The sequence below is a fragment of the Alishewanella sp. d11 genome, from assembly GCF_049390205.1.
Taxonomy (GTDB): Bacteria; Pseudomonadota; Gammaproteobacteria; order Enterobacterales; family Alteromonadaceae; genus Alishewanella.
This window is the reverse complement of record NZ_CP186547.1, coordinates 1,462,750-1,489,715: the sequence shown is the minus strand read 5'-3', so window position 1 is coordinate 1,489,715 and position 26,966 is coordinate 1,462,750. Positions and strand designations below refer to the sequence as shown.

Genomic DNA, 26,966 nt, shown 5'->3' with positions numbered 1-26,966 from the left:
AAATTAACAGGGTTGTAGAAGATAAAGACCGGCTTTAAAGCCAACCCTTTTGCCGCGCAATGCGCGCGGCATCAATGCGGTTAGCCGCATTAAGTTTGCTAATGGCTTCCGACAGATAGTTACGGGCAGTACCTTCAGCAATATACAGCGCACTGGCAATCTCGCCAGTGCTTTTCCCTTCCGCTGCCAGTTTTAGCGCTTGCCGCTCTTTATCAGTTAACGGGTCCTGCTCACCCAGTGAATTAAGCAGCAGTTCGCTATCGACCACTTTCTTACCGGCCATTACCTGCTGCATGGCTTGCACTAACTGCTCTACCGGCGCATCTTTTAACAAAAAGCCGCCTACTCCGGCATCCATCGCCCGTTTAACATAACCGGCACGGCCAAAGGTGGTAATAATTACCACTTTAGTCGGGAGTTTTTGCTGCTGCACGTATTGGGCAAGTTCAATACCGCTGTGCCCTGGCATTTCAATATCGGTGAGCAGTAAATCAAATGGCTGTTGCTTGAGGAGTTTAAGCGCTACAGAGCCGTCGGCGGCTTCGGTTACGTGCATATCGGTTTCTAGGCGCAGCAAGGTGGCGAGAGCCGTTCGCACCATGGCTTGATCTTCGGCCAGTAAAATATTCATAGCAGCTCCTTTAATGCGCTTTTAGCGGTAAATCAATAATGGCGGTAAAGCCAGCGTCATGTTGTAGGGTTAGTTCAGCACCAATGGCCGAAAGCCGTTCCCGTAAGCCAGTTATGCCATTACCTTCAATAAAGGCGACTGCATCACCATTATCGGCTAACTCCACGTGTAAGTGTTTGCTAGTATGCGTAAAACTTAGCTGGCATCGATCACCTTTACTATGGCGCATCACATTAGTGACCAGCTCGGTCAGCGCTAGCACCAGTGTGGTTTCATAGCGGCTGTCGAGTTGCGGGATAGCACCACGTAATTCCGCTTGAAAACCGGCATCGCGCAGCCGTGATAACAGCTTGGCGACTTCGGCGGTTAACCCTTGATGCTTGTAGCCCGAGACACTTTGCCGCACCTGGCTTAAGGCATCACGAGCAATGGTGCTTAATTCGGTAAGTTGCTGCTGCGCGGCCGCTGGTTGCTGGCGTGCCAGCAGTTTTTCGGCTAAATCGGCTTTTAAAATGATACTGGATAGGGTGTGGCCTAAAATATCATGTAAATCTCGACCAATCCGCTCGCGTTCGACCATGGCGGCTAATTGCTTAATTTCATCAGCACTTTGTTGCTGACTTAAGCGTTTTAACATGGTTTGTTGTTCAACCCAGCCTAAGAAACTGACACCAAGTACAATAGGGAGCCCAATGTACAAAAATGAAGACCAGTGAATGGTCAGCATTGCCTCTAGTACGATCAATAATAGGACTAAGCCAAGCACTTTTGGCAGGTAATGTTTTAAAGGATTGGCATAACCGATAAAAAATCCCGCATAAGAAAACATGGCAATAGAACCAGGGTTGATTGGGGTGATCAGGCTAGCAATTGCAATAATACCTAGTGTCGGTTTATACATCTGCTGACGAGGACAGTTATAGGCCCAGAAGTAGCAATACAGAAACCCAATTAAAGCCAGCGCCATTAACAGGTATTGCCACCAGCTAAACTTAACCATAAATAGCGGGATAATATAGAACACCAGGTTAAACAAATACACCCAGCTCAGTTTCTTTTGCAGCTGATCATCTTGTGCTGTCATAGGCACCAATCCATTTTCACTCCGATGCTCTGCCAGTTCGCGATCCTATATAACACAACATAGCTGTTTATATTTATATGTCGTTTAAGCGGCAAAACGTAAAGGCGCAGTGTAGCGATTTTTTGCTCAAAAGCGAAAGTGACAAAGGTCATCTTTTCTGGTGGCGATTGTCACCGTCATTTGCTGACAAGCGTTACCTGTGCGCTGGTCGCCCCTCTCCTAAAATGCTCGTCATCAGCTTGCAATCCCAAGCTTAATGTAATCGACCTTACTGGAGCATCTTATGAACATGTCTAACACGTTAAAACTGAGCAAAACTTTCACAAAAATCACTGCCTGCGCCGTATTGCTGCAACTGGGTTTAACCAGCGCAACCATAAGCATGCCTAGCTTTGCCGCTGCCGCAGTAAGCGAACAGCAGCAATCTGCTTGCAACTGTTTTGAGGTGAGCGTAGTCGGCCAAGGCCCAGCCGTTTTACTGATCCCTGGTTTAGCCTCTTCCGCAGACGTCTGGCAAAGTACCGTTGATGCTTTAAAAGACCGCTACCAGCTGCATATCTTCACCTTAGCAGGGTTCGCTGGTGTTAACCCTCTTTCAGCCGAACAATGGGGTCAGAGCTATTTATTAACGCAACAGCAAGCCATTTTGGACTACATCGAACGTCAACAATTAACAAAACCCGTGGTGATCGGCCACTCGTTAGGCGGTTATCTGGCATTAGCGTTAGCAACCCGTGCGCCAGAGCAAATCGGTGGCGCGATTAATGTTGATGGCTTGCCAGCCTTAGGCGTACTGTTTGCAGAAAGTGCCGCACGTAACCAAGGCAATCAACAAGCCGCACCCGCCAGTTTTGATCCTATGTTGATGGCCAAAGGCATGGCGAATAACGAAAGTTGGCATAAACGCATTGTGAATGACATGTTCCGCTCAGATGGCATGACGTCAGGCCGTGTAATGGGCGAGCTAATGCAAGCCGATTTACGCCCCCAATTAGCTGAGCTGCGCGTGCCGGTGCTAACGTTGGGCGCCTTACAACATGGCGCGCCTTATAGCACAGCGCAAGAAGTCCAGGCTAACTATGAAAAGCAATTGGCGAATGCCCCAGCGCAGTACCACAGCTTTGCGTTTGCGGCGGATTCCAAGCACTTTATTATGGCTGATGCGCCAGCTTGGTTGAATCAACAGATTGGTCAGTTCCTGCAAGCTAACCTGACCTCTGGGGAGTAAGCATGATGAGCGCACTAACCGTTAGCAATCTTCATAAAGCTTATGCTGGAAATACGGTACTGGCTGGCGTAGATCTGACGCTGGCCGCTGGTGAGGTGCTGTGTGTGCTTGGCCCCAATGGGGCCGGTAAAACGACCTTAATTTCTACCTTGTTAGGGTTGGTTAAAGCGGATAGCGGCGAGATCCAGTTACTTGGTGAACAACAGCAAGGCGTCACGCGAAGCCAGGCCTTGCGTCAGCAGCTTGGCGTCATGATGCAAATCGGCAGTTTAAGCGCCAACCTCAGTGTATATGAGCAGTGCGATCTGTTTAGCAGTTACTATCCACAAGGTTACAGCGCGGCTGAGCTTATGCAGATAGCAGGGCTAGCAGCACATGCCAAGCAACGTTTTGGTCGCTTATCTGGTGGGCAGAAACAGCGTTTACTCTTCGCGTTAGCCTTGGCAGGCAAACCACGCTTAGTCTTTTTGGACGAGCCAACTCTGGGCATGGATGTCGAGGCTCGGCAAGGGCTCTGGCAACAGGTAACACAACTGAGGCAGCAAGGCGTTGCGGTGGTATTAACCACGCACTATCTGGAAGAAGCCGAGCAGTTAGCCGACAGCATTGCCGTACTGCATCAGGGGCAGATTGTCGCCAAAGGCAGTCCAAGCGAATTGAAAGCCTTGATGCAGTATAAAGTGGTGCGTTGTCACAGCCAGTTAACGGATGCAGAGCTGCTGGCGTTGCCAGCGGTATTAAAGCTTAACCGTGAGCAACAATGCATCACTTTACATAGCCGTCATGCTGAGCACACTGTGCGCGCGTTATTGCAGGCAGATCAGCAGGTTGCGGATTTAGAAGTGCGGCCAGTTGCCCTAGAGCAAGCTTTCTTACATCTTACCCAAAACGACAACACGCAACATCCTAGCACCCAACAACACTCTACTCAACAGGAGCAAGCCGCATGAGCAGCGTAATGATTTATCGCAAAGAAGCCTGGTACGATTTACTCAGTATCTTACGCACTCCCGGTTTTGTAATTCCCTCTTTGGCTTTTCCGGTGGTGTTTTATGTATTTTTTGGCGTGTTGTTTAATAGTGGTGGCGCCAGTGCCTATATGTTGGTGACCTACGGCTGCTTTGGCATTATGGGGCCAGCCATGTTTAATTTCGCCATGAACATTGCCAGTGACCGTGCCCATGGCTGGTTAACCTTAAAGCGTTTGTCGCCCATGCCCGTACCTGCCTATTTGCTGGCAAAATTTGCAACCGCGTTGGTATTTTCACTGGCAATTATTGTACTGCTGTTTAGCATTGCTGCGGTGTTTGCCGGTGTAAGGTTGGCGCTGACACAATGGGTCTTACTGGCAGTGGTGTTATTACTAGGCACCTTACCTTTTGCCTTAATTGGCCTGATTTTAGGCTTAACCTTGAGTGATAAAGCTGCCCCAGCAGTAGTGAACCTTGTGTACTTACCGATGGCCTTGTTATCGGGCTTATGGTTACCAATCAACATGTTACCTAGCTTACTGCAGCAAGCCAGCTGGATTTGGCCCAGCTACCATTTGTCGCAAGTAGGCTTAAAAGTGATTGGCATGGATCAAGGTTATGCACTGTGGTTGCACCTGCTCGCGCTTGCTATCAGCACTGTGCTGCTGGCTATCGTTGCTTGCTGGTCATTTAAGCGGCTTAGCCAAAGCCGGTGAAGATCATGTTCAGAATATTGGCTAAAAAGTAGTGGTATTTACCACTTTACGAACAGCTCTTTAAGCTATGATAATTTAAGATCATGATTTATATTGTATTTGTGTTAGGCATGTTTGTTGCTAATTAAGACGGAACATAAAATTTATAAGATACAAGGAAATCATCATGTGGAAAACAACCTTAGTGTTTATGGCGTTGTCGGTCAGTGCGGTACAAGCCACTGAATACTGTGCTTTTTCGTCGCAGCAGCAATTAACCTTGCAAGATGTCGCAAAGCTCAAATTAAGCATTGCGGCAGATCAGCTGCGTGTGACCGGCAGTGATCGTAGCGATATTCAGCTGCAGGCCACATTATGTGCGTCATCTCAGGATCGCTTAGATGAAATGCAAATAACCCATACTCAGCAAGCTGATAGCGCGGACATTACGTTATTGCCTAAGCAACGTAACAATAGTTTTAGTCGAAGTTTTTGGGGCGGGCGCAACGACAAATACAGTAAATTTGAGTTAGTGCTGCAGGTGCCACAGAGCCTGTTAGTAGAATTGGCGGTAGGCTCAGGTACAGCAGAGCTCTCGAATTTGCAGCAACTTAACTTACAACTCAGCTCGGGCGATGTTAACGCCAATGCCATTAAGGGCAATGTAGAAGCGACAATATCGAGCGGTACTTTTAAGTTAACCGAGGCTGGCGCAGTCAAATTAAATGCGCTTGCTTCAGGTGACGCCGTGTTAAAAAACATCGCGGATTTATATGTATACAGTGTTGGCTCCGGCGATCTAAAGGTATCGCAGATTAAAGGTGATACCCGCCTTGCCAGCATAGGCTCGGGTCGTGTCGAGCTTACCGAGCAGCAAGGTGACTTACATATCGCCAGTGTCGGCTCAGGCGATGCCATCATCAAACAGTTAAGCGGCAAGCTGATGATTGAACGTGTCGGTTCTGGCACAGTAAGCATTGCGGACGTGAAGGGCGATGTGCAATTGGGCGCTTTAGGTTCCGGCGACATCAGTGTTAAACAAGTCACTGGCGATCTTAGCCTAGCACACAAAGGCAGTGGCGATTTTCAATTTAACAATATCGACGGAAAGGTTTTGTTCAAGTGATGAAGATTAGTGGTTTTTAGGGAGTATCTGCTAGTAAAGCCGAAATGTTACTAGCAGAGTCTTCAAAAATTACTCAAGGTTATTGGCAATAATCGTCCGTTAGCTTTTTAGGTAAGATCATCTTAATTTATACTCAAAATCGGCTTCGGCTTCACTATCGTGAAATGGCGTTACTCGGGTTTTCTTGTTAAATAAGCTATTGACCAAAGAATTTGGAAAGACCTCGATACCATTATTAAAGTCTTCGACATTTTGGTTAAAAATGCGGATAGCAGCGCCGATATTTTCTTGCTGTTCGGCAATTTCACGCATTAAATTGTTAAAGATTTCTGAGGCTTTTAACTCTGGATAGGCTTCAACGGCAATAGTTAGACCTTGCAAAAGTTTTTGGGTGCTGCCTTCGACCTGTTGCAGGGCGGCGGTATCGATAGTGTTGGGTTGCAGCCGTGCTAAGCCAGAGCGCAGTTCGGCAATGCTACTTTGTAAGCCCATTTCATGTTGTTTAAATTGTTCGGTGACTTGCTCCAGGTGCGGGATCATTTTATTTTTTTGCCGCTCCTGGGTAATCACATTGGCCCAGCCGCGCTCTACCGCATTCATTCGGGTGATAATGCCGTTATAAATCATTACTACGACAACCAGTATTAAGGCGGCTAGCCCTAATAAGATAGCTAATTCCATTTTTAACTCCTTGTTATTATTTGCTTAAAAGTTGCTATCAGAATGCCGTAGCAATTGATGTACGGTATTTAATAGCTGTTGTAATTTGGGTAAGGCCGTGGGTTGCTCAATACTTTGCCGGAAAAGCGCCAGTTGGTCCAGTCCGTAAGCTGGCTGGCTATCTAACACGTTTTTATCTGCAAAACTGATACAAAGCTCGCCATTATCACTAAATGCCAGATTGAGCTGCTTTAAGACAGCGGCTTGCTCTTCCAGTGCAATGATAACGGCTGGCTTTAAAAAGCGAGCGGCTTGCATGGTGTCGGCTGCGCGGACCTGAAAAAGTTTATTAAAGCGGCCAGAATCACTGGTATAACGATCGCCTCTAATGCCTTCTGCTGCAAAGGCAGTAATAAACAAGTTTCGACAATACGCAAAAGGCAGCATTATGCCGTAGCGATCAAAATGATCGTACACCACACGGGTCGTCACTTGCCCCTTGTTATTGGTAGAGACTTCGGTGCGCCGGTTTACGTAATGAAAATGCCAATAATGATAAGAAAAGCTATGCTCGGAGCCAGTAAATTGGCCCTGAATAAGCTGTTTAAACTCACGTTTATAATTGCCGCGTTTGAATTCAGCAAATTGCTGCAGCCAGTGGCTGGTTGCCGGCCAATCGGTTTTTTTCAACAGGGTAAGCTGGTTATCTAGTAAGGCATTTTTCCAATAGAGTTGCTTGGTAAAAAGATTAAGTTGATGGATATGATGCAAGGCAATAAGCAGCGGGATGAGGCTAATCAATGCCATTACCGCTGCGATATAATACAGCAGAGTATCGGCATGCAGCTGATAGGTTAAAACGGCTACCAGTAGGCTTATCAGCAAACCGGCATTGCACAGTTGCCAGCGCTGTTTGTAGTGATAACGAATAGGCTGTGGCAAGAGTGCCAGCTTATCTAACAGCTGCAGTAGTTCAGCTTTATTGTCGATCTGAGACAGTTGCTGATTAAATTGCGCTATCGCCTCGGCTAAGACCTTGTTAGGGTTTGATGTCGCCATTGTCATCCATGCTTGCAAAAAATAATACCTTAACAGCATGTTTTAATTAGGCAATAGTAGCTAGTAATTTCTGTTATTTTTAATAAACACAAATAATAATTGTTATCATTTACATCTTGGTCAGGTATCATAGCGCCGCTTTTTAGCCTTTGTTCCCATATTCAGGAGAGAAAATGCGTAACATCTTAACCTTAAGCGCTTTAGCGGTGCTCAGCAGTCAGGCTGCAGCAGATCAAAAAGACACTGTGACTGAGAAGTCGCAGGATATTGAAGTGATGGTGGTGATAGGCAGTAAATTGGATAGTCCACAGCAAAACCTTGAAGTACCTCGCGCCTTAACCATTATTACCGATAAACATTTGCAGAACACTATGGCACAGGAGTTGTCAGATGTGCTGCGCCAAACCCCCAGTATTGCCACCACTGATAACAGTCGACCTTTAGCTGGGCAAATCAGTATCAGGGGCTTTGGCAATGAGCGCATTAATCTTACTGTAGATGGCGTGAATTATCAGCAGTATAGCGATGGCTCGCGTAAGAACAGCTATTTCAATCCGTTGGATATTGATCCGAGTATTGTGAAAGCCATCGAGGTAACCCGCGGTGCCGACGGTATTGCCCAAGGCAGCGGTGCTATTGGTGGGCAAATTCAGGTGGTAACTAAAGGTGGCTGGGATTATACCGATGATAAAGCTGGCGCAGGAGCTGTGCTAAGAACGGGTTATGGTGATGCCCCCGATTTACACCAATATGGCAGTAGTGCCTTTTATGCTACTGACGATTATGCTGTAGCCTTACATGCCAATCGCCGCCGTTTTGGCGAGATTAAACTTAATTTGCCCGATAAAGAAGGCGAGTTAAGAGGGCAAAGTTTACGGGTGAAAAACGACAGTCAAAGCGATGATTTACGCTTAAAAATCAATGTGAAAACAACATCAGGACAGCTGGTAAGCGATACCCAGCATACTAAATCTGAAATTACTGATTTGCCCTTTCGTAATGCCGATTCTTGGGCTGGTCAACCTTTAACTGAACAAGAACAAAGCAAGCGTTTTAGTCAGGCCTTGGGTTATCATTATCAAGGAAAAGCGGCCTGGCAAAATGTACAAAGCCGAGTTTATTATCAACGTTTTGAGCGTGAGCGTTTGCAACAGGGGCGTATTATTTTAGCGTCAAATACTTTCCCATTTCATAACTTGGATACCTTTGAAGATGAAAGTTTTGGCGGTTCCATTCAACAGCAACTGCAATATCAGTCAGGGCGTTTTTATGGCCTATTCACCAGCTTTGCCCAAGCGGATGAAAACCGCTTTGCTGATCGGATGCATGACTTTTTAACCAATAGTGCCGGTACGTATTATGGTAAAAGTCAGGGTACCAATCTGGCAGCAGGGATGCGGGCAGATCTAGATTGGTCAAGCTGGCTCAGTAGCGAAATGGGCCTGCGTTACGATAATTATCGTCGAAGTTCAGATAATTTTGCGCAATATGGTGAAAACAGTGATGCGGATTGGTCATCAAATCTAGGTGTCACCCTGAGGCCGACGCATTGGTTACGTTTATACAGCCGTTATAATGAAAGCTTCCGTGGCCCTAACTTACGTGAACTGTATAAATTAGACGAATGGCGCTGCCACCGACCAACCAAAATTTGTTATAGCGAGCCGCAGCCAGCTTTAAAAGCTGAAAATAGCCGTAATACCGAAGTAGGTATGGGATTAACCTTTAACGGCCTGGCCTATGCTGATCAGCTGATGTTAAAACTTAACTGGTTCGATACGCGAGTCGACAACTTTATTGATACTGCGCCTTTTATGTATAAAATCGTGGATGGCGAAAAAGTCTTTGCATCGCCCACCGAAGCAACGCATCGCGATTACTCTAGTCGGAATATTAGTGAGCTACGTTCTTTGGGGCTGGAGTTAGAGCTAACATACCGGCTTGGTACCTTTGAAGCCTTTGCAAACTATAGCCAAGTACGCATGGACATCAGCGGTGTGCCTAATTTCTTTTTGGGTACTATCGAACAGCGTCGCCAACCTTATGAAAGAGCCCCTCAGGATGTGATTAATCTAGGGTTACACTGGCAATTCGCTCCAGGTTTTAGTTTATCCACAGTATCGCGCTTTACTAAAGATATGCAGCGTTTACCACAGCTTTATCTGGATCGTAATCTGGATGGCAAAGGGTCACAGCTGCATAACATATATCTCGCTTATCAACCTGAGTTTGTGAAGTTACAAGGGTTGGTAGTGCGGGTTGGTATCGAGAATCTTACCGATAAAACCTATGCTATTTGGCCAGATCCGGAAAGTAAAACCATGCCGGGACGCAACTACAAGGTTAATCTGAGTTATAAGTTTTAAACAACCGCGGGCAGGATAACTGCCCGCAGTCTTTTTTGGCATAAGATCATTTATGCAGAATGTTACACTTACTAAGAACGGCGCAAAGCCCCGCAGCTTGCTGCGAGGGAGTATGTTACTTAAGCTTCTGCTCCAACACGCTTTAATTGCTGTTCTAATTCAATAATTTTGGCTTGTGCTTGGCGATTGGTAAAGGTTAAGCGCTCGATGGTTGAGCTGCTATTATCTTTAACAAACAACAGCTGCTCTTCCAATTTTTGGATTTGCTGGTGTAATTGCATTTTTTCAGCTTGAGCTTGTTCCTGCGCTTCGCGTAATTGCTTGGTTTCTTCCCGTTGCAGTTTGATCGTTTCCCGCTGGCGGGTTAAGTTGGCAGCCGTCACTTCACTTTGTTCTTTTAGCATCACATTCGCATCTTGCAAGTGTGCCATTTTGCTTTCAAATACCTGCAATTGGGCGCGCAATCTTTGTAACTCTTGCTCTTGCGCCGCAAATTCATGTTCTGAGCGCATTTCAGGTAATTTGGCACTAAGAGCAGCTAATTGATCTGTTTGGTTATTGATCTGCTCAGCCTGTTCGGCAATCAGATCCTGAGCATCGTTTAATTGCGCAATATACTGTGTTTGTGCTTGTTGTAAGCTCTGGATTTGCTGCTCTTGCTCAGAGTGTTCTACCTTAGCCTGCTGTAAAAGCGCCCGCTGTTGTTCTGCCTCTTCCTGTTCTTGTTGCAGTTTTTTCTGCTGCAGAATCAGGGCTTGCTCTGATTTCTGTAATTGCTGTTCGACTAAAGCAACCTGTTGCTTTTGGGTCGACAACTCTTGTTGCAGCTGCTCTATACGTTGCTCAAGTTGGGTGACATGCTCTGATTGTTTACTATCAGAAGAGGACTGTAATTCCTGATAAGCCAGCTGCAGATTGTCAAATTTCTGCGTCAGCATCTCAATTTGCTCGGCAGCCGCTCGGGCCACTTCATGTGATGAGGCTTTCTGTTGTTCCAGTTCGTAGGCGTGTTCTTTTAGCTGGTTTAGATCACTTTGCTGTTGGTTGAGCTGCTGCTGTAGCTCATTGAGCGCTTTCTGGCGTTGCGTTGCGAGTTTTTGTGCATCAGTAAATTGTTCATGTAGCTCAGCATTATCAGCATCTTGTTCCTGAATTTGTTGCCGTAATTGGGTTAACTGATACTGTAATTCCGCATATTGTGACTCCGTTCCGGCGTTAGGTTCAGCGCTAACAACATATAGGGGAGAAGGGGCGGTGTCGGTTGCTGTGCTGTCAGAGATATCTTCAGCTAAAAGGGTTGTATCGGTTGCTGTGCTGTCAGAGACATCTTCAGCTAAAAGGGTTGGGTCGGTTGCTGTGCTGTCGTGCGCATCCGTTACCGACATGTCTAGCTGCGCTGGCTCATCGCTAGTGTGAGTGGCTGTTATCTCAATCACCTCGTCAGCAGCTGCCGCAGCGGCTTGTTCGTTTTCATTTAACACGATGTCGAGCGGTTGATCTTCGGGCGAGTTTGGCTGCGCTGGCGGCTCAATAGCTTGAGAGTCTGCAACAAACGTTGATTCAGCTTGCTGCTCTGCCGGCTGCCGCTTACCGAGTGGCCAAAGCTTTGATAAAGAGCCAGGCATTTTTTCTGTTAAAGAAGACAAGGCACTAAGATTTAAGCTGGTTTTCACAGATTTGCTGTCTTCTGGCTGGGGGGGCTGGTAGTTATTTTTACTGCACCACTGATCAAACAGCACCATGACACTAGTACGACTGCCACCCAATATTTTAATCAGGCTCTCCAAAGTGATGGGTTGTCCGTCTTGGAGCAATTGTTCACAGGCTGTTTTTACATCATTATAATTTGCCATGTTTTTCACTGATTTTGCCAAAATAGGCTAACTAGGATACTTATTTTTTAACCAAACGTGAATAATGCTTTTAGGTAGGTTGCTTAAGTATCTTTTTTAGATTTATTTTTATTAAAATCATAAGTTTAAGCGTATTTGTTGCTATTTCAGAAAAGCCAGTTGTGTGCAGCTGTTTTTAAGCTGCATTGTTCGCAATATGTGCAGCAAGTTGCATACTGCAAGGTAGTAAGCTTGCTATGCTTAGCGATATCAAAAAAGGGAGGCCACCATGTTTTGCTATGAATATCTGCTCACGCCTTTGGGTTTACTAGAAATTGCTGCGTCTGAGCAGGGGCTGGTGGCTGTGACTTTTTGCGATAAGCCCCGCCAGCTTATAAAGCCACAGCGCATAACACAGCAAGCAAAACAGCAGCTGTTAGCTTATTTTAATCAAGAGCTTACGGTTTTTGATCTCCCCTTAGCCGCTGAAGGTACGGCATTTCAACAACAGGTTTGGCAGGCGTTAACCACAGTACCTTATGGTCAAACGGCCAGTTACGGTGATATTGCTAAAGCCATTAATAACCCTAAGGGGGTTCGGGCGGTAGGGTTGGCCAATGGCAAAAACCCCATTGCGATTATTGTGCCTTGCCACCGAATTATTGGCGCGAACGGTACCCTAACCGGTTATGCCGGCGGCTTAGATAAAAAGGCTTGGTTGCTGGCGCATGAGGGCGTGATGGGTATCAGAAAATAAGCTTTATGCTTTTGGTGAGCGGATGGCGAACTTAATCGCGGTATGGGCAGTCGTATAGGCATGACCTCACGCTTATATTGATTAAATATCCGACACAGAAGGACCTGAATATGAACAAAACGCCATTTTTACAACACTTTAGCCGATTTTTTAAAACTCACCGCCAATTACTGGTGCTTGTTTTGTTGATGTCGGTGTTTCGCAGTGCCATTGCCGATTGGTACTCGGTGCCTACAGGTTCAATGCAGCCGACCATCAATATTGGTGACCGGGTGACTGTCAATAAGATGGCTTACGATTTACGCCTACCCTTTACCCAGCTTTCTTTACTACGCACCGGAGAGCCTGCTCGAGGTGATATTTTAGTGTTTTCGTCTGAGGCTGCAGCTAATCGTTTGATTAAACGCGTAGTAGGCTTGCCAGGCGATACTGTTGCTATGCGTAACGAAGTATTAGTGATTAACGGCAAGCCATTGGCTTATCAGCAACTGAATGATGCAACGGTAACGATGTTCACTGAGCAATTAGGTACGTTGCAGCATCTGGTGCAATTGGATCACGCCCAACCTGCGCTGCTGGCAAACTTTGCGCCTATTACTATCCCAGAGGATTACTACTTAGTGTTAGGTGATAACCGTCGTCATAGCGCTGACTCGCGAGTGTATGGCCTAGTGCCGCGTCAGGAGCTATTGGGTAAAGCCACGCATGTGGCTTTTTCCATGGACTACGATAACTTTTATTTACCGCGCCGCGATCGTTTTGCGCAGTCACTTTACCCATAATCACTGCGTTAGCTGGCTTGTTTTGGGCTAAGTAATTGCTTAGCCACAATACGCAGAATTAAGGCGGCGAGTAACAAGGCTGCCGTCAATTCCAGCCAGCTTGGTAACACCGAGTGCTGATGTTGCATAGCGCCTTGCACAGAGATATCAAAGTAGTTCAATGCGACATCTAACAGCCAGCCAAAAAATACAGACATCACGATCACGCCAAATAAATAAGCCCCCAGCGCACGTTTGCCTAGCTCTTTATAGACCACACTGATAGTGGCAATATTGGTGGCAGGGCCAGCCTGCATAAACACCAGCGCCGCGCCTGGCGAGATCCCCATTAGCATTAATGCAGCAGCTATTGGGGTTGAAGCAGTCGCACAGACATACATAGGCACAGAAATCAGCACCATTAACAGCATCATCCAAATACTGCTGCCGTATTGCGCTAAGGCATCTATTGGCACTAGCGTTTGCACTAAGGCCGCAAAAAATAAACCAATTAATAGCCACAGGTAAAAGTCGCTTAATAGCTTGCCAGTGCTGTATGCCAGCCCAGCTTTGGCTTGCTGTAAAAAGCTGGGTTTGGTATTGGCCGCGGCTGCGGAGGTCTTGCTGGGGCAGCAGCTGGTTTTCGTGGTGGCAACCTCGGTCTCGGCTGGCACTTTACTCGGGCAGCACGCTGCTGCAACAGGCTCGACTGGTGTTGTTACAACGGCTTTACTGACGCAGCAGCTTTTGGTGGGTGCAGTCTCAGCTTTGGTATCGCTTGCTACGCGGGTATTGCTCACAGTATGTTCGGTTCTACCCACTAACAGGCCAGCAATAATAGCACTGCTAATCGCCGCAATAGGGCGCACTATGGCCATTAACGGACCCAGCAGCACATAAGATACCGAGATAGAATCCACGCCGGTTTCTGGCGTGGCACTTAAAAAGGCTACGGTAGCGCCTTTGCTCGCACCACCGCGGCGTAATTGCATGGCGGCAGGGATCACGCCACAGCTACACAAGGGTAAAGGCGCGCCAAATAACGCTCCTTTAACGACGGGTTTCACGCCATCGCCACCCAGTTGTTTTTGTAGCCAGTCCATCGGGATCCAGGTTTTCATTATGGCCGCAACGACTAATCCCACTAATAACCAAGGGGCGGATAGTACAAAGAGTTGCCAGAAATTTTCGATAAAACTTAACATGCTGCACACTCCGATTTGGGGCTATGTTGCTCGACCTGTACCAGCTGGCCTTGCTCTAAAGCGGTCAGGATTGAACATTCGGTGGCGCTGGCTGTACCACCACAACAGGCTTGGTCTAATAGTTCCAATGCCTGATAAAAGCGTTGTAATTCGGAAATCTGCTGGGCTATTTCGGCCATTTTATGCTGCACCTTGTCTTTGACATCGCTGCATTGCCATTGGCTTTTGTTATCTTCAATTTGTAGCAATTCGCGAATTTGTTGCAGGCTAAAGCCGACACTTTTGGCGCGTAAAATAAAGGCCAAGCGTTGACTGTCTGCCGCGCTGTATAAGCGATAACCGCCTTCCGATCGCGCACTGGGCGTTAATAACTGCTGCTTTTCATAAAAGCGGATGGTATCTACGCTAACGCCATGCTGTTTTACTAAGTCGCCAATTTTCATCTGGGTACTCCTCTATTACACCCAGTATAAACCCTAGTGCAAGCTCCAGAGTCAAGGGTTAAAAAAGATTTATCATAAAACTGGCAGTTTTAGGCAAGCTTGCTATCTTTAAAAGACAAATGCGACAATTGCTCAATGAAGCAGCATAGCGCTAGCTAAGGGGGTTAACGATGACAGTAAAACGAGTGATGTGTGTCGATGACTCGCCCATCATGTTATCCAAGTTAAAGCAGTTAATCGAAAACTTAGGTTACGAAGTGTGCGGTGTGCTGCAGTCTGGTCTAGATGCGCTAAAGCGTTATCCCGAGTTACAACCTGATGTCGTCACTATGGATATCACTATGCCGGGTATCGACGGTATTGAAACGGTTAAGCAGCTGAAGCAGCTAGATGCCGGTGTCAGGATTGTCATGGTCACCTCGCATGGTCAGGAAAATATGGTTTTACAAGCTTTGAAAGCTGGCGCTAAAGGTTATGTGATGAAACCTTTAGATGTGGAAAAGCTACGCGAGCATCTCGCAAAAGCACTCCAGTGAGGTAACTATGTCTGAAACGCCTTTAGCTGATGTCGCCTTAACTGACACCGTGTTTTTACCCTTACTCCACACAAGTTTTAAACCCTTACTGCATGCTGAGCAACAGTTTTCAGGGTTTACGGTGGTGCCTTCAATTAGCAGTACTCGCGATATTTGCGCCACTATTAGCTTAACAGGCCCACTCAGTATTATGGTGTTACTGGTGTTAGATCATGCTGCGGCATGGAAATTAATGCAGCACGAAATACAATCCTTAGGGCTAGAAGAAAATGATGACATGCTGGAAGCGGTATTAGGTGAAATAATCAATATCATTGGTGGTAATGCTACTGCCAAACTCGCTGTAGATGGGCAACATATTCATTTATCTTTGCCAATGGTGCTGCAGGCAGCCAAATTAAGGCCAGCGGGTCGGGTTTGCATTCAACAAAGCCAAGTTAATACCGATTTCGGGGTGGTTGAAGCTTACTGTGTGAGTCCGGCTAATCTTTGCTTTAGCTAATACCCTAAGGACATTATGCAAGTATTGACGAGCGTAGCAATGGAGTGTTTTTCAAGAGTCATACGCTTGTTATGGCTAACGTTAGTGTATGTAATTGCTGCCTATTTTTTATTAAATCGGCCCCTTGCGGCAGCGGTTATGCCTGAAACGGCAAAACCTACTATCGAGACGCTAGGCGAAGCAAAACTCTTGGTTTTGCAGGACCCCTCAGCGGCTTTAACGGTGGATAGCGTGTTACAGCAACACTATCCTGCCGACTTTACCCCTTTACAAGGCAGTTATCTTAGCGCTGGCTTTACCGATGCGGCAATTTGGCTAAAGCTATCCATGCCCACGGTCGAGCAACAAACAGCGCTTTGGCTAAGTTTAGGTAACCCACTACTGCAATATATTTCGCTTTATCGCGTCGATAATATGGCTAGCGGCCCTATCGCTACTTTGATACAGCGCGGTGGCGTGGCGGAGCCCGCTGTCTTACGTAAACTGATGGGCTCTACGCACTATTTTCCTATCACGCTCGAGCCAAACGATTCCGTTAATTATTTACTGCGCTTAAGCAGTTCGAGCAGTTTATCCTTACCTATTAGCCTGGTTACTCAGCAAGAAAAAGAGCAACGTTTACGCAATGAACACCTCTGGTTCGGCTTAGTGATTGGGTTATTGCTGTTATTAATCTTCTATAACCTACTGGTTGCCCTGCTTACGCGTTGCCGTGCCAACCTGATATATACCGGTTTTTTAACCTTTATTTTGACGTTATTTGCTGTTGTGTCTGGTTTAGGGGCAAGTTTTCTTTGGCCTAATCATGCATTAGCCTTTAAATGGTTAATTCCACTGTCGTTATCTTTAGTCAGCTTTTTTAGTTATCGTTTTGCTTTAGAGTATTTTCAGGGGCAAGCTCAGCAGGGCTTTACCACCGCCATTCGCTGGCTAGCGTGGGCGAGCTTGCTCTTACTGGCAACCATGTGGCTACTCAGTTACCCCACAGCAACCAAATTAGCTATGGCTAATGCCTTATTAATGGTGCTCGTGCTGTTGGTGTTCGCCATCAAATGTCGGCTGCAACATTTGCCGGGTGCCGATATTTTCCTGATAGGTCGGCTGTTTATCTTGGCTGGCGGCTTAGTACAGTTTTTCAAAACCATGGCGTTGATCCCTGCCTATTATTTGGTGGAATACATTTTGTTTGTGGGGGCCATTGCCGAAGGCATAGTGTTATCAATGGGCTTGGCATTAAAAGCTGCTTGGTCGGAACAACAGCGGCAGGCCGCTGAGCTGGCGCAATTAGCTGAAAAAAATGCTTCGCTAACCGCTATCGCCTCGTTAAACCAGCAACTGGAAAGCGAAGTTCAAGAACGCCGGCAAAGCGAACAGATACAGGCAACCTTATTTAAAATCAGCGAATTAGCGGCCGGTAACGAGGCGTTAGGGCCGTTTTTACGGCAGGTGCATCACGCTTTGAGTGAACTCTTGCTAGCCAAAAACTTTTTTGTTGCCTTGTATGATAAGGCCCAGCACACCATTCAATTCCCCTATATGGCGGACGAAAAAGGCCAAGATGTCCCCGATCCCAATGCTTACATTCCTGCTGATCAGCTAAAAGGCAGTTGGAGTATGTGGATTATTGAGCACGGCCAACCCTTATATGGTAACGCCGAGCAAATCACCGCTAAAAGTGGCTTAGCGCCGCGTTTTGGTAGTGTGGCCCAGTATTGGCTGGGCTTGCCGTTGTTTAATGAACAAGAAGCATTTAATGAACAACAGGTAGTTGGTGTACTTTGCCTGCAACTTTATGATCAGGGCATGAGTTACTCCGAAGAGGAGCGCCGCTTACTGGTATATGTATCGAGGCACATTTCGCAATCTCTGCAACGTAAGCAATACCGTCGACAGTTAGAGCAACAAGTCGCCGAACGAACTGAAGCTTACCGACAAAGTGTACAGCAAATAAAAACCTTATTAGATAATACTGGACAAGGCTTTTTAACTTTTGATCGAGAGCTGACTATTGCCCCTGATTACAGTAAAGCCTGCTTAACTATTTTCCAAACCACCGCCTTAACCGGCAAGGTGGTGACCTGGTTGGCCGCTGATGATGCGAAATTACAGGCGCTATATGAGGAAACCTTAGCCGAAGTATTTGATCCAGCACAAACTGCAGATATGGTCACGGTTTACTTAAGCCTGTTACCGCAAGAACGCCTGTTTTTTAATAAGCGTTATCAAATCGCTTATCGGAAAATTGCCACTGAGCAAATTATGGTGATCCTCAGTGACATTACCGAGCAAACAGCGTTACAACAGGCACTGCAGGCGCAGCAGCAACAAGCCAACTTTGTGGTGTATGCGTTATTACACCCCGAAGAAGTGAAGCAAACTTTACTCAGTTTTCAGCAATTAATGGCACGCTTACCCGAGCTCTGCCGCGAGCCTGATCACGACATGTTACAGATGATCTATCGGGAAATTCATACCTTTAAAAGCTTATTGGCGCAAATTTTATGTCCGCACTTACCCGCCTTGTTGCATGCGCTAGAAAGCGAGCTACAGCAACAGTTAGCCTTAACCAGTGCAACGCCAATATTGCAGCACCTTGACGAGACTTATCCCTTACAAGAACGCTTAGACGAGGTCTTTGCCTTACTCAAGCAGTGTTTAGGGGGCGATTATTTCTTGCAAGAACAGCGGGTCGTAGTACCCATGTCGTTGCTACAACAAATTGTCCCGACGTTGGCAGAAAGCCAGCCAGATCTTGCACTAGCATTACGGCAAATACAGTACAAACCTCTGGCACACTTACTGAGCGGACACTTTGCGACAGCCGAGCGGATTGCGTTAGAACAAGGCAAACAGTTAGCGCCAGTCCAGTACAGCGGTGCCGCAGTGCATTTAGATGCGCAGTACTATCAGCCGTTATTAGATACGCTGGTACACCTTTTCCGAAATGCCGTAGATCATGGCATTGAATCGCCTTGGCAGCGAGAAGAATGGGGTAAAACGGCCGAAGCCACTATTCGCTGCACAGGCACAGTGCAAGATCAAACACTGTATTTACAGATCAGTGATGATGGCCAAGGTTTAGTGCCCGCGCAAATTCGTCAACAAGCGCTAAACCGAGGGTTATTAACCGAGCAAGCCGAGTGCAGCGCGCATGAGCTGGCGCAGTATATTTTTAACGAGGGTTTTTCAACCAAAACCGACGTGACCACCCTATCTGGGCGCGGCATCGGGTTAGCCGCAGTGCGCCACGCCTGTGCGCGATATCAAGCCAGTATCAGTGTGTATAGCGAACCGGGCGAAGGCTGTCGGTTTGAGCTAATACTGCCGTTAGCCCCCGACAGCTATCTGCTGGCTTAGTCGTCTGCTAACAAGCAATGCTTGGTGTAGTCTTTAGCTTCATTCATGCTCCAGTCGCCTTTGGGTTTAGCATCCATGGCTTTGCACCATTTTTTTGAACCCACTTCAGGGGCGCAAGCTGTTAACAAAACCAATGCCGCTAAGGCGGTAATAAGCGTCTTTTTCATATGTTGTCCTGATTTTTGGCATCCGTGTGTCACATTGTGGCGCAAAAAATGCCGATAATCGAACGCTTTTTTATTGATACTGCAAATACCTAGCGCGCCAAAAACTCCAATACTGTCGCATTAATACAATAGCGGGTGCTGCCATTCGGGCCATCGTTAAAGGCTTTGCTCACCCAAACTAAAGTGGCCCAGCACCTTATAAAAATCAGCGGGTGCCATATAACCTTGCACACCCAGCATTTCTTTGCCGTTTTCTAAGAATAGTAGGGTAGGCGTTGCCCAGGTTGGCGAGTTGATTTGCAAGCCTGTTAACTGGTTTGCTCGGCGTAAGTGCAGCGGAATTTTCCCCTGATAGTCTTTTACTACATCGGCTTTAAATTTTTCGCAATAAGGGCAATCAGGCGCGTCTAACATCACAATATGTTTGCCTTGTAATATGGCACTGTTATCTATCTCTGCGGTTAGCACTGGCGCGCCAGAAAAACGCACACCGGTAGCATGATCTGGGCAATAGCCATTGGGGTTTTTCACCAAGTAATCTTGATGAAAGTCCTCGGCTGGATAAAAGGTTTTTAACGGCTGGATTTGCGTTTGAATTTGCCCAAAACCCGCTGCTGTTAGTAACGGTTGATAACGTGCCGTTACTGTCTTGGCACTCGCCGCTTGCTCAGCACTGCTGTAAAAAATCACCGAGCGGTACTGGGTGCCGATGTCGTTACCCTGTCGATTTTGCTGTGTGGGATCGTGCATTTCATAAAAGTGTTGCAGTAAGGTTTCAACGGAAACTCGTTGCGGCTCAAAGGTAATTTGCACCACTTCGGCATGATTGTTCGGGTTAAACTTATTGCGTGGGTGAGTGATATCGCGATAGCGTGGTTTAACCCCGTCGCCGCCAGCATAGCCAGACACTACATCGGTCACACCCTCGATAGCGGCAAAGCGTTTTTCTACACCCCAAAAGCAACCTGCGCCCACCACTAGGTTTTCGAGCTGCAGGCTAGCCTGAGGCAGGTTTTGATCAGTATTACTGGCTATTGCCAGCGAACTGCTGCTTGCAAAAAACAGCAGCATGCTGCTTAGGAATAATCGAGTTAATTGCCCCAAGCCCTTATTTGCTAAGTGTTGCTTGAACGGGTTATCGCGCGGCATTTTGTTTCTCCAACGGGTCTCTCCATATGGTTACGCACCGAGACACCACTCTAGACCACCTTGGCTATTAAGCTTAGCGTAGTTCTGTGCTTACGTATTAACCAATACGATCAAGTGCCGCAGTAAGCACAAAGGCGGTCGCCGCTATACAGGTATTTTCAGGCGCGCTTGCAAACTGTGTTGCCAGGGCGTGGTCGCTCGCCCGAGCAAGCGGCTAAGAGTCTTGCTGCTATCGGCTAAAGCGCCGATTGCCGCTTGCGCTTCGCTATCGGCCAGTACGGCAGCAAAAGCACCAGGCAAACCCAGTTCACACAGAAAGCTAGCGTATTCTGCTGGCGTAACATTATGATAGTGAACGCCTTTGCCGGTTAGTCGGCTAATTTCGGCCGCGTACTCGCTTAAGGTAAAGCCTGTATCACCGGCCAACTCATACACTTTACCCGCTTGCGGCTCGGTAGCGAGCAATACTGCCACGGCGGCATCAGCATAATCTTGGCGCGAAGCGGTATAAAATTTACCGTCGCCGGCGCAGCCCATCACTATACCGCTGGCAATGTGATCAGCCACACTTTGGGTATAGTTTTCGGTATACCAGCCATTTCTTAGGATCACCGCGGGGATGCCTGCGTCATGAATGGCTTGCTCGGTAGCCTTGTGCTCGGCGGCAAGCAGCATAGGATTACTATCTGCATGTAACACGCTGGTATAAGCCAATAACGCCACGCCTTGTTGCTTAGCGGCGTGAATCACTGCCTGATGTTGTGGCACGCGCTGACCCACCTCACTGCTGGAAATCAGCAACAACTTTTCTACACCGTGCAGTGCCGTTGCCAGTGTATCGGGTTGGTTATAATCGGCTTGGCGCACCGTTACGCCCAGTTCACTCAGCGCGGTGGCTTTGGTTACGTTTCTTACTAAGGCCACAATGTTGGCGGCAGCCGTGTGTTTTAGCAAACCCTGCACCACAAATTGGCCAAGTTGGCCGCTAGCACCTGTTATTGCAATCATATTCACTCCAAAACTAAGTAGATTTCAGGCGTAGTATCTGCCAAACTTTTTGTCATGATAAGCGGTGCAATGCCGTTTGCTCTGTTCTGGAAAACCGTACAATGGATTTTGCTAACTTAAAGTTATTGGCTGTCTTTGCCACCGTGGTAGAAAACGGCAGTTTTGCGGCGGCAGCACGGGCGCTAAATAGCAGCCGCTCGCGGATCAGTGAAACGGTCGCGCAGCTAGAAGCGGCCCTTGGGGTAAGGTTATTGCAGCGTTCTACCCGCAAACTGAGCTTAACGCAAGAGGGCGAACGGGTATTTGCCGAAGCCTGCAAACTGTCGCAGATTTTACACGACACCGAAGCGGCCATTTCCCCGCCCATGCCGTCTGGCCGCGTTACGCTTACGCTTGGTCATGACATTGCGCATTCGGTACTGTTACCGGTGCTGGCCGATTTTTATCAGGCCTATCCGCAGATACAACTGGATTTGCTGATCGATGACCATAAGCGCGATTTGATTGCAGAGCAAATTGATTTAGCGCTACGCATTGGCATTCCCAAAGACGATTCGCTGATTGCCAGAGTGCTACATAAAGAACAGGTGATTGTCTTTGCAAGCCCAAGTTATTTAGCGAAAGTCGGTGAGCCGCAAAACCTGAGCCAGCTCGCGGCCTGTAACTGGATCAGCTTAAAACAGGCCAGTGCAGATAATGTGCAGCGTTTTTTACAGCAAGGCCAGCTGGTTGAGGTAACGCCGAACACTGTTATTCGTTGTAACTCGCCATTGATGGTTAAAAAAATGGTGCAAGCCGGTTTGGGTGTCGGCGCGCTCTTACCCACCACAATACGAGATGAGCTTAAAAAGGGGGACTTGGTGCAAATTATGCCGTCATTAACCAGCGATCCCATCATTTTCGCGTTACTTTATCCTTCACGTCGGCAATTGCCGTTACGTACCCGCGTGGTAATTGATTATTTACTGGCAGCGAAATTGTTTTACTAGCGGCATCACTGGCTTAGCCAGAGCGATGCCGCATCAACACGCTGTTTAAAACACTTTATCGACAGTAACCCATAGTCAGTCGCAATTTGGTTATCGCGTTACTACAGCATGCTAGTATGCCTGCCAATTTAACAGTCATCGTCTGTGTTAAAGCGCCAGCAGAGTGCTAAACCAACTCAATAGGGATTTACCAATGCGGTTATGGGCTATATTAGCGGGATTAGCGGGGATCTTTTTTTGTACAGCCACTTATGCTGAGCAAAGCATTCCCACCTTTACTGACGCCACCATTAAGTTAGATGGTGTACCAGACGAAGCGGTGTGGCAGCAAGCCAAGCAGGTCGATATCAAATATATTACCCTGCCATCAGATAAAGGGCAGGTAAGCTACCGCACCACCGCCCGGGTTTTTGATGATGGTACTACTCTCTATATTGCTTTTACCGCAGAAGAACCTGATGCCGGCAGCGTGCGGGCGCAATATCGTAATCGCGATAAGCTGTGGAATGATGACTTTATTGGCGTAAAAATTGACCCTTACAACAATAAACAGCTCGCCTATCAGTTTTTTGTTAACCCCTTAGGCAGCGTGGCCGACAGTATTGAAAATGCGCTAACGGGCGACGAATCGATGGGCTGGGATGGCTTTTGGGATGCGGCAGGGCAGATTAACGCCAATGGCTATACTGTCGAAATCGCTATTCCTTTTCATGTAATGAATTTCCCGGCAACCGCGGGCGAAAAAACCTTTGCCATGGAGTTTCTGCGTTACCGGCAACGCGATCAGCGGGTGCGCGTCAGCAGCATTCCGATCAGCCATGCCAATAAATGCTGGGTGTGCCAACTGCAGCCTTATCAAGGATTTAGCCAAGCCCACAGCAGCCAACATCTGGTGGTCGCCCCCGCACTGGTGGCAGGGCATAGCCAGCAGCGTTCCAGCGCGCCGGATAGCCAATGGCAAAAAGCAAACGATGTTGCACTTAGCCTCGATCTGAAATGGGGGATTAGCCAAGATATTACCTTAAATGCCACGTTAAACCCCGATTTCTCACAGGTAGAAGCCGACGCGGCGCAGTTATCAATTAATAACCCTTTTACCTTGTTTTTTGACGAAAGTAGACCGTTTTTCACCGAAAATGCCGACTACTTTGCCAGCCCGTTAGATCTTGTTTATACCCGCAATATTGCTGCACCGAATGCCGGTGCAAAATTAACCGGCCGCTTAAACCAACACACCTTTGGTTTTTTCGCCACCGATGACGACAGCACCACGCTGTTGCTACCCGGTAATTTAGGCTCTAGCGTGCGCCAGTTGCAGCAAAAAAGCCAAAATGCGGCAGGGCGTTACAGCATTGCGCTAAGTGATCGGCTTACGCTCGGTACAGTGGCAACCTTGCGCCAGAGTGATGATTACCAAAACAACGTTGTGGGCATCGATAGCCATGTCAGACTCAGCGCCCAAGACACTCTTAGTGCGCAATGGCTATATAGCGCCACTCAAGATGATGAGGCGTTGATCGCCAGATTAACCGGCGAAGCGGCAGCGCGCTATCAAGATAATATGCGTCGCACAGATCAGGCGTATCGCTTACATTATGAACACACCCAAACTAACTGGCGCGTTTTTGGCCGTTATGATTACCGTGGCGAAAATTTCCGTGCCGATTTAGGCTTTTTACCCGAAACTGATTGGCAAAAACAGCTGTTTGGCGGTGAATACACCCACTTTATGGCCAGTGATCGTTGGTTAAACCGGATCCGCTTCTATAGCGATTGGGATATCACGCATAACAGTGCTGGCGAGCTCCTAGAGCGTGAACTCGAAGCCTTTGTAAACTTACACGGGCCGTTAGAAAGTCGTTTAGAACTGGGTCGTACAGAACGGCTGCGGGTAGGTCATCGGCTAGATACCAGCGTGCTAAGCATTACGGGCAATACCGACCGCTTTACCGAGCAAGAATGGAGCATATTTGGCAGTGTGCGGCCATCGGCTGCGCTATTTTTGAATAGCCGCTGGGTGGCTGGCGACGTGGTTGATCTTACCAATAACCGTTTATCCGACAATCAACGTTTTAATGCTACGGTTACTTATGCGTTAAACCGCCATGTGGAATTCAATGTCCGCTACAACCTCAATGCCATGCGCTACCAAGGTGCTGACGTCTTTACCGCGCACCTTACCGATTTTCGGTTAACCTATCAGTTTTCTAACCGCAGTGCACTTAGGCTGGCGCTTATTTACAACCAACTTAGCCGCAACTTAGCCAATTATCAGCCAGCATTTCAATCTCTGTTATCGGCTAAACAAAACTCCCTGGGTAGTCAGCTGCTGTATTCTTACCGCTATAACCCACAAACGGTGTTTTTTGCCGGTTACAGTGATAATGCAATTGAAAACGACGAAATAGACTCGCTTTGGCCCGTGCAGCGCAATGTGTTTATCAAATTTAGTTATGCGTGGTTGCCTTAAGCATTGAACTTAAATTTCTTCAGGATTCAGAAAAGTATTCATAAAACATATTTTTTGTTCAACTTAATTCAAGGGAACTTATGTTTTAGGTAAAATTTAAAAATGTTATTACTGTCTAGTCATGGTTAAGGTTATTTTCGATTCTTCTTCCTGAATTTCCATTTCAGTACTGGAAATTGATAGTATGTTTGCCGTATTTTTTTCGCCTTTTATGGGTTTAAAAGAGCCAAAAATTGCAGTTAATTCAGGTTGAAATGCCAGAAATTGTTCAGTAAATGTATCTGCAGGCGTTAACGACCCGCCCGAACTCGTTTCAACTAACCTACTCCCGTTATTATGTAAACTCCATTTACCCGTGTCTTTAATAAAGAACCGAAGTGGGATGTCGGAATTAGCCGATTTAATTCGAAAGATGAATTCACCTTCACCACTATATGTACCATTGTTGTGGTAATGTTGTGTTGCTTTTAGTGACACTTCCAGTCCAACATCACCATGCATAGGTGTTTCTAAAAGCGCATTTAAATCATCAGTATACATCGAAAAAGATTGATCCCAACTCCCATAGAACATTTCTTTTAATGGGGTATGGGCACATCCAGTTAGTAAAATCGAGAAAATGAGTAGGTGCAGGATATAGAGCAGTGGTTTAGTTTTTCTCATTTGCATAGTTCGCTTTTATAAATAAATCCGATAAATATTAACAATGAAACTAATAAAATAAGCTTTTCTGAGATGTTTTCCCAGCATAATTGCTGTGTCTCTAGCCAACGCGTGACGCCAGTTTTTATAGTAAGTCGTTTAGTTGTCACTTTTACCGACAAAAGTATATATACAACAATCTTAATATTAATAACCTCATAAGCTAAACGAGAACCTTGCGTGCAAAATTTGAAAAACACTGGGGGAGTCAGCTGTTGTATTCGTACCGCTATAACCCACAAACGGTGTTTTTTGCCGGTTACAGTGATAATGCAATTGAAAACGACGAAATAAACTCGCTTTGGCCCGTGCAGCGCAATGTGTTTATTAAATTTAGTTATGCGTGGTTGCCTTAGCGAGGGGCTAGCCTTTTTCAGGCTTACGAAACCCTCGGTTGATAAAAAACCACATGATGAATCCCCAACATACCCCGGCATAACGCGAGCAACTTGTTGTGAGTCGCAAGGGCCGAAGGCCCTGAATGACGCGGATTGTTATATTTTTTATACTGCAAATCTCTTGGCTACGTCGGCAACACGCTGACCCAGATATTGTGCCGTTACTAAATCGACTGCATTTAGTTCGCCATCTTTAGAGTGTGCAATTAAACCAGACTGAGCGCCAAGCCTGTTACGCCCTTCGGCATCACAATTACCTGGTATATCTAAACTTGCCCATAACATGCCATGTTGGTTTGCGAAAATTTGCATGTATTGAATGGTGTTTAACTGATCACCACTCAGATTTGAGCCAATGGTAAAACCACTAGCAATTTTATTAGACCACGCTTTCTCAGCCCAAAGATCACCCGTAGCATCCGCAAAAGCTTTGAATTGTGCCGATACACACCCCATAAATGTAGGTGAACCGAAAACCATTGCATCGACATCTTTTAGTTGTTCTATCAGAGCTGAATTTTTAAAACGCCCCTCAACAATATCTGTACCGACAATTTCAGCAAAAACAACATCAACCTCAGAGATCGAACGAGCGCCCGCAGCTACTGCTTCAGCAAGTTTTTTTGTTGTACCTGCTGCTGAATGAAAAATAATAGCGACCTTTACCACTTTACAATCCTTAAAAAATATAACGCCGAGTCAAGGAGTGAACAACACAATTACCCGCTCACCCATCGGTCCGCTCTAATGCGAAGTTAGGCCGATTTACGACGCGGAAACTTGGCAACTACTCGCAGCACAGCGGCGAGCATGAGCATCAGAAGTGATACCAATAACACAATACCCGTGAAATATTGCCACGTGTCACCG

At 46.8% G+C, this 26,966-nt stretch carries 25 protein-coding genes; 13 read left to right on the top strand and 12 right to left on the bottom strand.

The genetic code is table 11. The annotated features are described in order from the left end of the window. Positions 1 to 34: 34 nt before the first annotated feature. Positions 35 to 631 (bottom strand): response regulator, encoded by a 597-nt coding sequence (locus tag ACO1PK_RS06725; RefSeq protein ID WP_423187905.1) that lies wholly within the window; start codon positions 629 to 631, stop codon positions 35 to 37. Positions 632 to 641: 10 nt separating this feature from the next. Then, positions 642 to 1,715 (bottom strand): sensor histidine kinase, encoded by a 1,074-nt coding sequence (locus ACO1PK_RS06720; protein ID WP_423187904.1) that lies wholly within the window; start codon positions 1,713 to 1,715, stop codon positions 642 to 644. 283 nt (positions 1,716 to 1,998) lie between these two features. Between ACO1PK_RS06720 and ACO1PK_RS06715 the strand changes: the two genes are divergently transcribed. The 4 genes from ACO1PK_RS06715 (at position 1,999) to ACO1PK_RS06700 (ending at position 5,735) form a co-directional block, all read left to right on the top strand. After that, positions 1,999 to 2,943, top strand: a complete 945-nt coding sequence (locus ACO1PK_RS06715; RefSeq protein WP_423187903.1) for an alpha/beta fold hydrolase — start codon at positions 1,999 to 2,001, stop codon at positions 2,941 to 2,943. Positions 2,944 to 2,945: 2 nt separating this feature from the next. After that, entirely contained in the window at positions 2,946 to 3,893 is a 948-nt protein-coding gene (locus tag ACO1PK_RS06710; protein WP_423187902.1) for an ABC transporter ATP-binding protein, read from the top strand. After that, positions 3,890 to 4,630 (top strand): ABC transporter permease, encoded by a 741-nt coding sequence (locus tag ACO1PK_RS06705; protein WP_423187901.1) that lies wholly within the window; start codon positions 3,890 to 3,892, stop codon positions 4,628 to 4,630. The genes ACO1PK_RS06710 and ACO1PK_RS06705 overlap by 4 nt, the downstream gene beginning before the upstream one ends. Before the next feature lie 166 nt (positions 4,631 to 4,796). Then, positions 4,797 to 5,735 carry a DUF4097 family beta strand repeat-containing protein gene (locus ACO1PK_RS06700; RefSeq protein ID WP_423187900.1) on the top strand — a complete coding sequence of 313 codons (939 nt, stop codon included), beginning with the start codon at positions 4,797 to 4,799 and terminating at the stop codon, positions 5,733 to 5,735. A 117-nt stretch (positions 5,736 to 5,852) separates the two neighbouring features. Here the strand turns inward: ACO1PK_RS06700 and ACO1PK_RS06695 are convergent, their stop codons facing one another. Next, positions 5,853 to 6,416 (bottom strand): LemA family protein, encoded by a 564-nt coding sequence (locus ACO1PK_RS06695; RefSeq protein ID WP_423187899.1) that lies wholly within the window; start codon positions 6,414 to 6,416, stop codon positions 5,853 to 5,855. A gap of 24 nt (positions 6,417 to 6,440) precedes the next feature. Beyond that, a complete protein-coding gene (locus ACO1PK_RS06690) occupies positions 6,441 to 7,454 on the bottom strand; it encodes a DUF3137 domain-containing protein (RefSeq protein WP_423187898.1) in 1,014 nt (337 codons plus the stop codon). A 173-nt stretch (positions 7,455 to 7,627) separates the two neighbouring features. Between ACO1PK_RS06690 and ACO1PK_RS06685 the strand changes: the two genes are divergently transcribed. Then, a complete protein-coding gene (locus ACO1PK_RS06685; protein WP_423187897.1) occupies positions 7,628 to 9,820 on the top strand; it encodes a TonB-dependent receptor domain-containing protein in 2,193 nt (730 codons plus the stop codon). A 119-nt stretch (positions 9,821 to 9,939) separates the two neighbouring features. On the opposite strand, the gene ACO1PK_RS06680 is transcribed toward ACO1PK_RS06685, so the two are convergent. Next, entirely contained in the window at positions 9,940 to 11,673 is a 1,734-nt protein-coding gene (locus ACO1PK_RS06680) for a hypothetical protein (RefSeq protein ID WP_423187896.1), read from the bottom strand. Between the two features lie 268 nt (positions 11,674 to 11,941). On the opposite strand from ACO1PK_RS06680, the gene ACO1PK_RS06675 reads away from it, so the two are divergent. Together ACO1PK_RS06675 and lepB are read left to right on the top strand one after the other, a co-directional pair. Beyond that, positions 11,942 to 12,409 carry a methylated-DNA--[protein]-cysteine S-methyltransferase gene (locus tag ACO1PK_RS06675; RefSeq protein ID WP_423187895.1) on the top strand — a complete coding sequence of 156 codons (468 nt, stop codon included), beginning with the start codon at positions 11,942 to 11,944 and terminating at the stop codon, positions 12,407 to 12,409. Positions 12,410 to 12,519: 110 nt separating this feature from the next. Next, complete coding sequence (gene lepB / locus ACO1PK_RS06670; protein WP_423187894.1) at positions 12,520 to 13,191, top strand: signal peptidase I; 672 nt, start codon at positions 12,520 to 12,522, stop codon at positions 13,189 to 13,191. Between the two features lie 8 nt (positions 13,192 to 13,199). Here lepB and ACO1PK_RS06665 read toward each other — a convergent pair whose 3' ends face one another. Next, positions 13,200 to 14,375 (bottom strand): SO_0444 family Cu/Zn efflux transporter, encoded by a 1,176-nt coding sequence (locus ACO1PK_RS06665; protein WP_423187893.1) that lies wholly within the window; start codon positions 14,373 to 14,375, stop codon positions 13,200 to 13,202. Beyond that, positions 14,369 to 14,818, bottom strand: coding sequence for a Zn(2+)-responsive transcriptional regulator (zntR, locus tag ACO1PK_RS06660; RefSeq protein WP_423187892.1), 450 nt, complete (start codon positions 14,816 to 14,818; stop codon positions 14,369 to 14,371). Before zntR ends, ACO1PK_RS06665 begins: the two co-directional genes overlap by 7 nt. 170 nt (positions 14,819 to 14,988) lie before the next feature. Here zntR and ACO1PK_RS06655 point away from each other — a divergent pair, with 170 nt between their 5' ends. Genes ACO1PK_RS06655 through ACO1PK_RS06645 form a run of 3 tightly spaced genes read left to right on the top strand, consistent with a single transcriptional unit; the run spans position 14,989 to position 19,213 of the window. After that, positions 14,989 to 15,354 carry a response regulator gene (locus ACO1PK_RS06655; RefSeq protein ID WP_423187891.1) on the top strand — a complete coding sequence of 122 codons (366 nt, stop codon included), beginning with the start codon at positions 14,989 to 14,991 and terminating at the stop codon, positions 15,352 to 15,354. Between the two features lie 7 nt (positions 15,355 to 15,361). Continuing rightward, entirely contained in the window at positions 15,362 to 15,856 is a 495-nt protein-coding gene (locus ACO1PK_RS06650) for a chemotaxis protein CheX (protein ID WP_423187890.1), read from the top strand. 15 nt (positions 15,857 to 15,871) lie between these two features. Next, on the top strand, positions 15,872 to 19,213 hold the full coding sequence (locus ACO1PK_RS06645; RefSeq protein ID WP_423187889.1) for a 7TM diverse intracellular signaling domain-containing protein: 3,342 nt from the start codon (positions 15,872 to 15,874) through the stop codon (positions 19,211 to 19,213). Here ACO1PK_RS06645 and ACO1PK_RS06640 read toward each other — a convergent pair. The 3 genes from ACO1PK_RS06640 to ACO1PK_RS06630 form a co-directional block, all read right to left on the bottom strand. Continuing rightward, entirely contained in the window at positions 19,210 to 19,380 is a 171-nt protein-coding gene (locus tag ACO1PK_RS06640; protein ID WP_423187888.1) for a DUF3012 domain-containing protein, read from the bottom strand. The two genes, ACO1PK_RS06645 and ACO1PK_RS06640, sit on opposite strands and share 4 nt — an antisense overlap. A gap of 156 nt (positions 19,381 to 19,536) precedes the next feature. Further along, positions 19,537 to 20,529, bottom strand: a complete 993-nt coding sequence (gene msrA, locus ACO1PK_RS06635; RefSeq protein WP_423187887.1) for a peptide-methionine (S)-S-oxide reductase MsrA — start codon at positions 20,527 to 20,529, stop codon at positions 19,537 to 19,539. A gap of 144 nt (positions 20,530 to 20,673) precedes the next feature. Beyond that, positions 20,674 to 21,537 carry an SDR family oxidoreductase gene (locus ACO1PK_RS06630; protein WP_423187886.1) on the bottom strand — a complete coding sequence of 288 codons (864 nt, stop codon included), beginning with the start codon at positions 21,535 to 21,537 and terminating at the stop codon, positions 20,674 to 20,676. 101 nt (positions 21,538 to 21,638) lie between these two features. On the opposite strand from ACO1PK_RS06630, the gene ACO1PK_RS06625 reads away from it, so the two are divergent. Continuing rightward, complete coding sequence (locus tag ACO1PK_RS06625) at positions 21,639 to 22,526, top strand: LysR family transcriptional regulator (protein ID WP_423187885.1); 888 nt, start codon at positions 21,639 to 21,641, stop codon at positions 22,524 to 22,526. Between the two features lie 193 nt (positions 22,527 to 22,719). After that, complete coding sequence (locus tag ACO1PK_RS06620) at positions 22,720 to 24,996, top strand: DUF5916 domain-containing protein (protein ID WP_423187884.1); 2,277 nt, start codon at positions 22,720 to 22,722, stop codon at positions 24,994 to 24,996. 108 nt (positions 24,997 to 25,104) lie between these two features. Here the strand turns inward: ACO1PK_RS06620 and ACO1PK_RS06615 are convergent, their stop codons facing one another. Continuing rightward, a complete protein-coding gene (locus ACO1PK_RS06615; protein WP_423187883.1) occupies positions 25,105 to 25,659 on the bottom strand; it encodes a hypothetical protein in 555 nt (184 codons plus the stop codon). 215 nt (positions 25,660 to 25,874) lie between these two features. On the opposite strand from ACO1PK_RS06615, the gene ACO1PK_RS06610 reads away from it, so the two are divergent. Continuing rightward, positions 25,875 to 26,054, top strand: a complete 180-nt coding sequence (locus ACO1PK_RS06610; protein ID WP_423187882.1) for a hypothetical protein — start codon at positions 25,875 to 25,877, stop codon at positions 26,052 to 26,054. Positions 26,055 to 26,201: 147 nt separating this feature from the next. Here ACO1PK_RS06610 and ACO1PK_RS06605 read toward each other — a convergent pair whose 3' ends face one another. After that, on the bottom strand, positions 26,202 to 26,765 hold the full coding sequence (locus tag ACO1PK_RS06605) for a flavodoxin family protein (RefSeq protein ID WP_423187881.1): 564 nt from the start codon (positions 26,763 to 26,765) through the stop codon (positions 26,202 to 26,204). Positions 26,766 to 26,966 lie beyond the last annotated feature (201 nt).

Coding starts and splice junctions, on each gene's coding strand:
- ACO1PK_RS06725 (WP_423187905.1), bottom strand. CDS start 631: ATGAATATTTTACTGGCCGAAGATCAAGCCATGGTGCGAACGGCTCTC.
- ACO1PK_RS06720 (WP_423187904.1), bottom strand. CDS start 1,715: ATGACAGCACAAGATGATCAGCTGCAAAAGAAACTGAGCTGGGTGTAT.
- ACO1PK_RS06715 (WP_423187903.1), top strand. CDS start 1,999: ATGAACATGTCTAACACGTTAAAACTGAGCAAAACTTTCACAAAAATC.
- ACO1PK_RS06710 (WP_423187902.1), top strand. CDS start 2,946: ATGATGAGCGCACTAACCGTTAGCAATCTTCATAAAGCTTATGCTGGA.
- ACO1PK_RS06705 (WP_423187901.1), top strand. CDS start 3,890: ATGAGCAGCGTAATGATTTATCGCAAAGAAGCCTGGTACGATTTACTC.
- ACO1PK_RS06700 (WP_423187900.1), top strand. CDS start 4,797: ATGTGGAAAACAACCTTAGTGTTTATGGCGTTGTCGGTCAGTGCGGTA.
- ACO1PK_RS06695 (WP_423187899.1), bottom strand. CDS start 6,416: ATGGAATTAGCTATCTTATTAGGGCTAGCCGCCTTAATACTGGTTGTC.
- ACO1PK_RS06690 (WP_423187898.1), bottom strand. CDS start 7,454: ATGGCGACATCAAACCCTAACAAGGTCTTAGCCGAGGCGATAGCGCAA.
- ACO1PK_RS06685 (WP_423187897.1), top strand. CDS start 7,628: ATGCGTAACATCTTAACCTTAAGCGCTTTAGCGGTGCTCAGCAGTCAG.
- ACO1PK_RS06680 (WP_423187896.1), bottom strand. CDS start 11,673: ATGGCAAATTATAATGATGTAAAAACAGCCTGTGAACAATTGCTCCAA.
- ACO1PK_RS06675 (WP_423187895.1), top strand. CDS start 11,942: ATGTTTTGCTATGAATATCTGCTCACGCCTTTGGGTTTACTAGAAATT.
- lepB (WP_423187894.1), top strand. CDS start 12,520: ATGAACAAAACGCCATTTTTACAACACTTTAGCCGATTTTTTAAAACT.
- ACO1PK_RS06665 (WP_423187893.1), bottom strand. CDS start 14,375: ATGTTAAGTTTTATCGAAAATTTCTGGCAACTCTTTGTACTATCCGCC.
- zntR (WP_423187892.1), bottom strand. CDS start 14,818: ATGAAAATTGGCGACTTAGTAAAACAGCATGGCGTTAGCGTAGATACC.
- ACO1PK_RS06655 (WP_423187891.1), top strand. CDS start 14,989: ATGACAGTAAAACGAGTGATGTGTGTCGATGACTCGCCCATCATGTTA.
- ACO1PK_RS06650 (WP_423187890.1), top strand. CDS start 15,362: ATGTCTGAAACGCCTTTAGCTGATGTCGCCTTAACTGACACCGTGTTT.
- ACO1PK_RS06645 (WP_423187889.1), top strand. CDS start 15,872: ATGCAAGTATTGACGAGCGTAGCAATGGAGTGTTTTTCAAGAGTCATA.
- ACO1PK_RS06640 (WP_423187888.1), bottom strand. CDS start 19,380: ATGAAAAAGACGCTTATTACCGCCTTAGCGGCATTGGTTTTGTTAACA.
- msrA (WP_423187887.1), bottom strand. CDS start 20,529: ATGCCGCGCGATAACCCGTTCAAGCAACACTTAGCAAATAAGGGCTTG.
- ACO1PK_RS06630 (WP_423187886.1), bottom strand. CDS start 21,537: ATGATTGCAATAACAGGTGCTAGCGGCCAACTTGGCCAATTTGTGGTG.
- ACO1PK_RS06625 (WP_423187885.1), top strand. CDS start 21,639: ATGGATTTTGCTAACTTAAAGTTATTGGCTGTCTTTGCCACCGTGGTA.
- ACO1PK_RS06620 (WP_423187884.1), top strand. CDS start 22,720: ATGCGGTTATGGGCTATATTAGCGGGATTAGCGGGGATCTTTTTTTGT.
- ACO1PK_RS06615 (WP_423187883.1), bottom strand. CDS start 25,659: ATGAGAAAAACTAAACCACTGCTCTATATCCTGCACCTACTCATTTTC.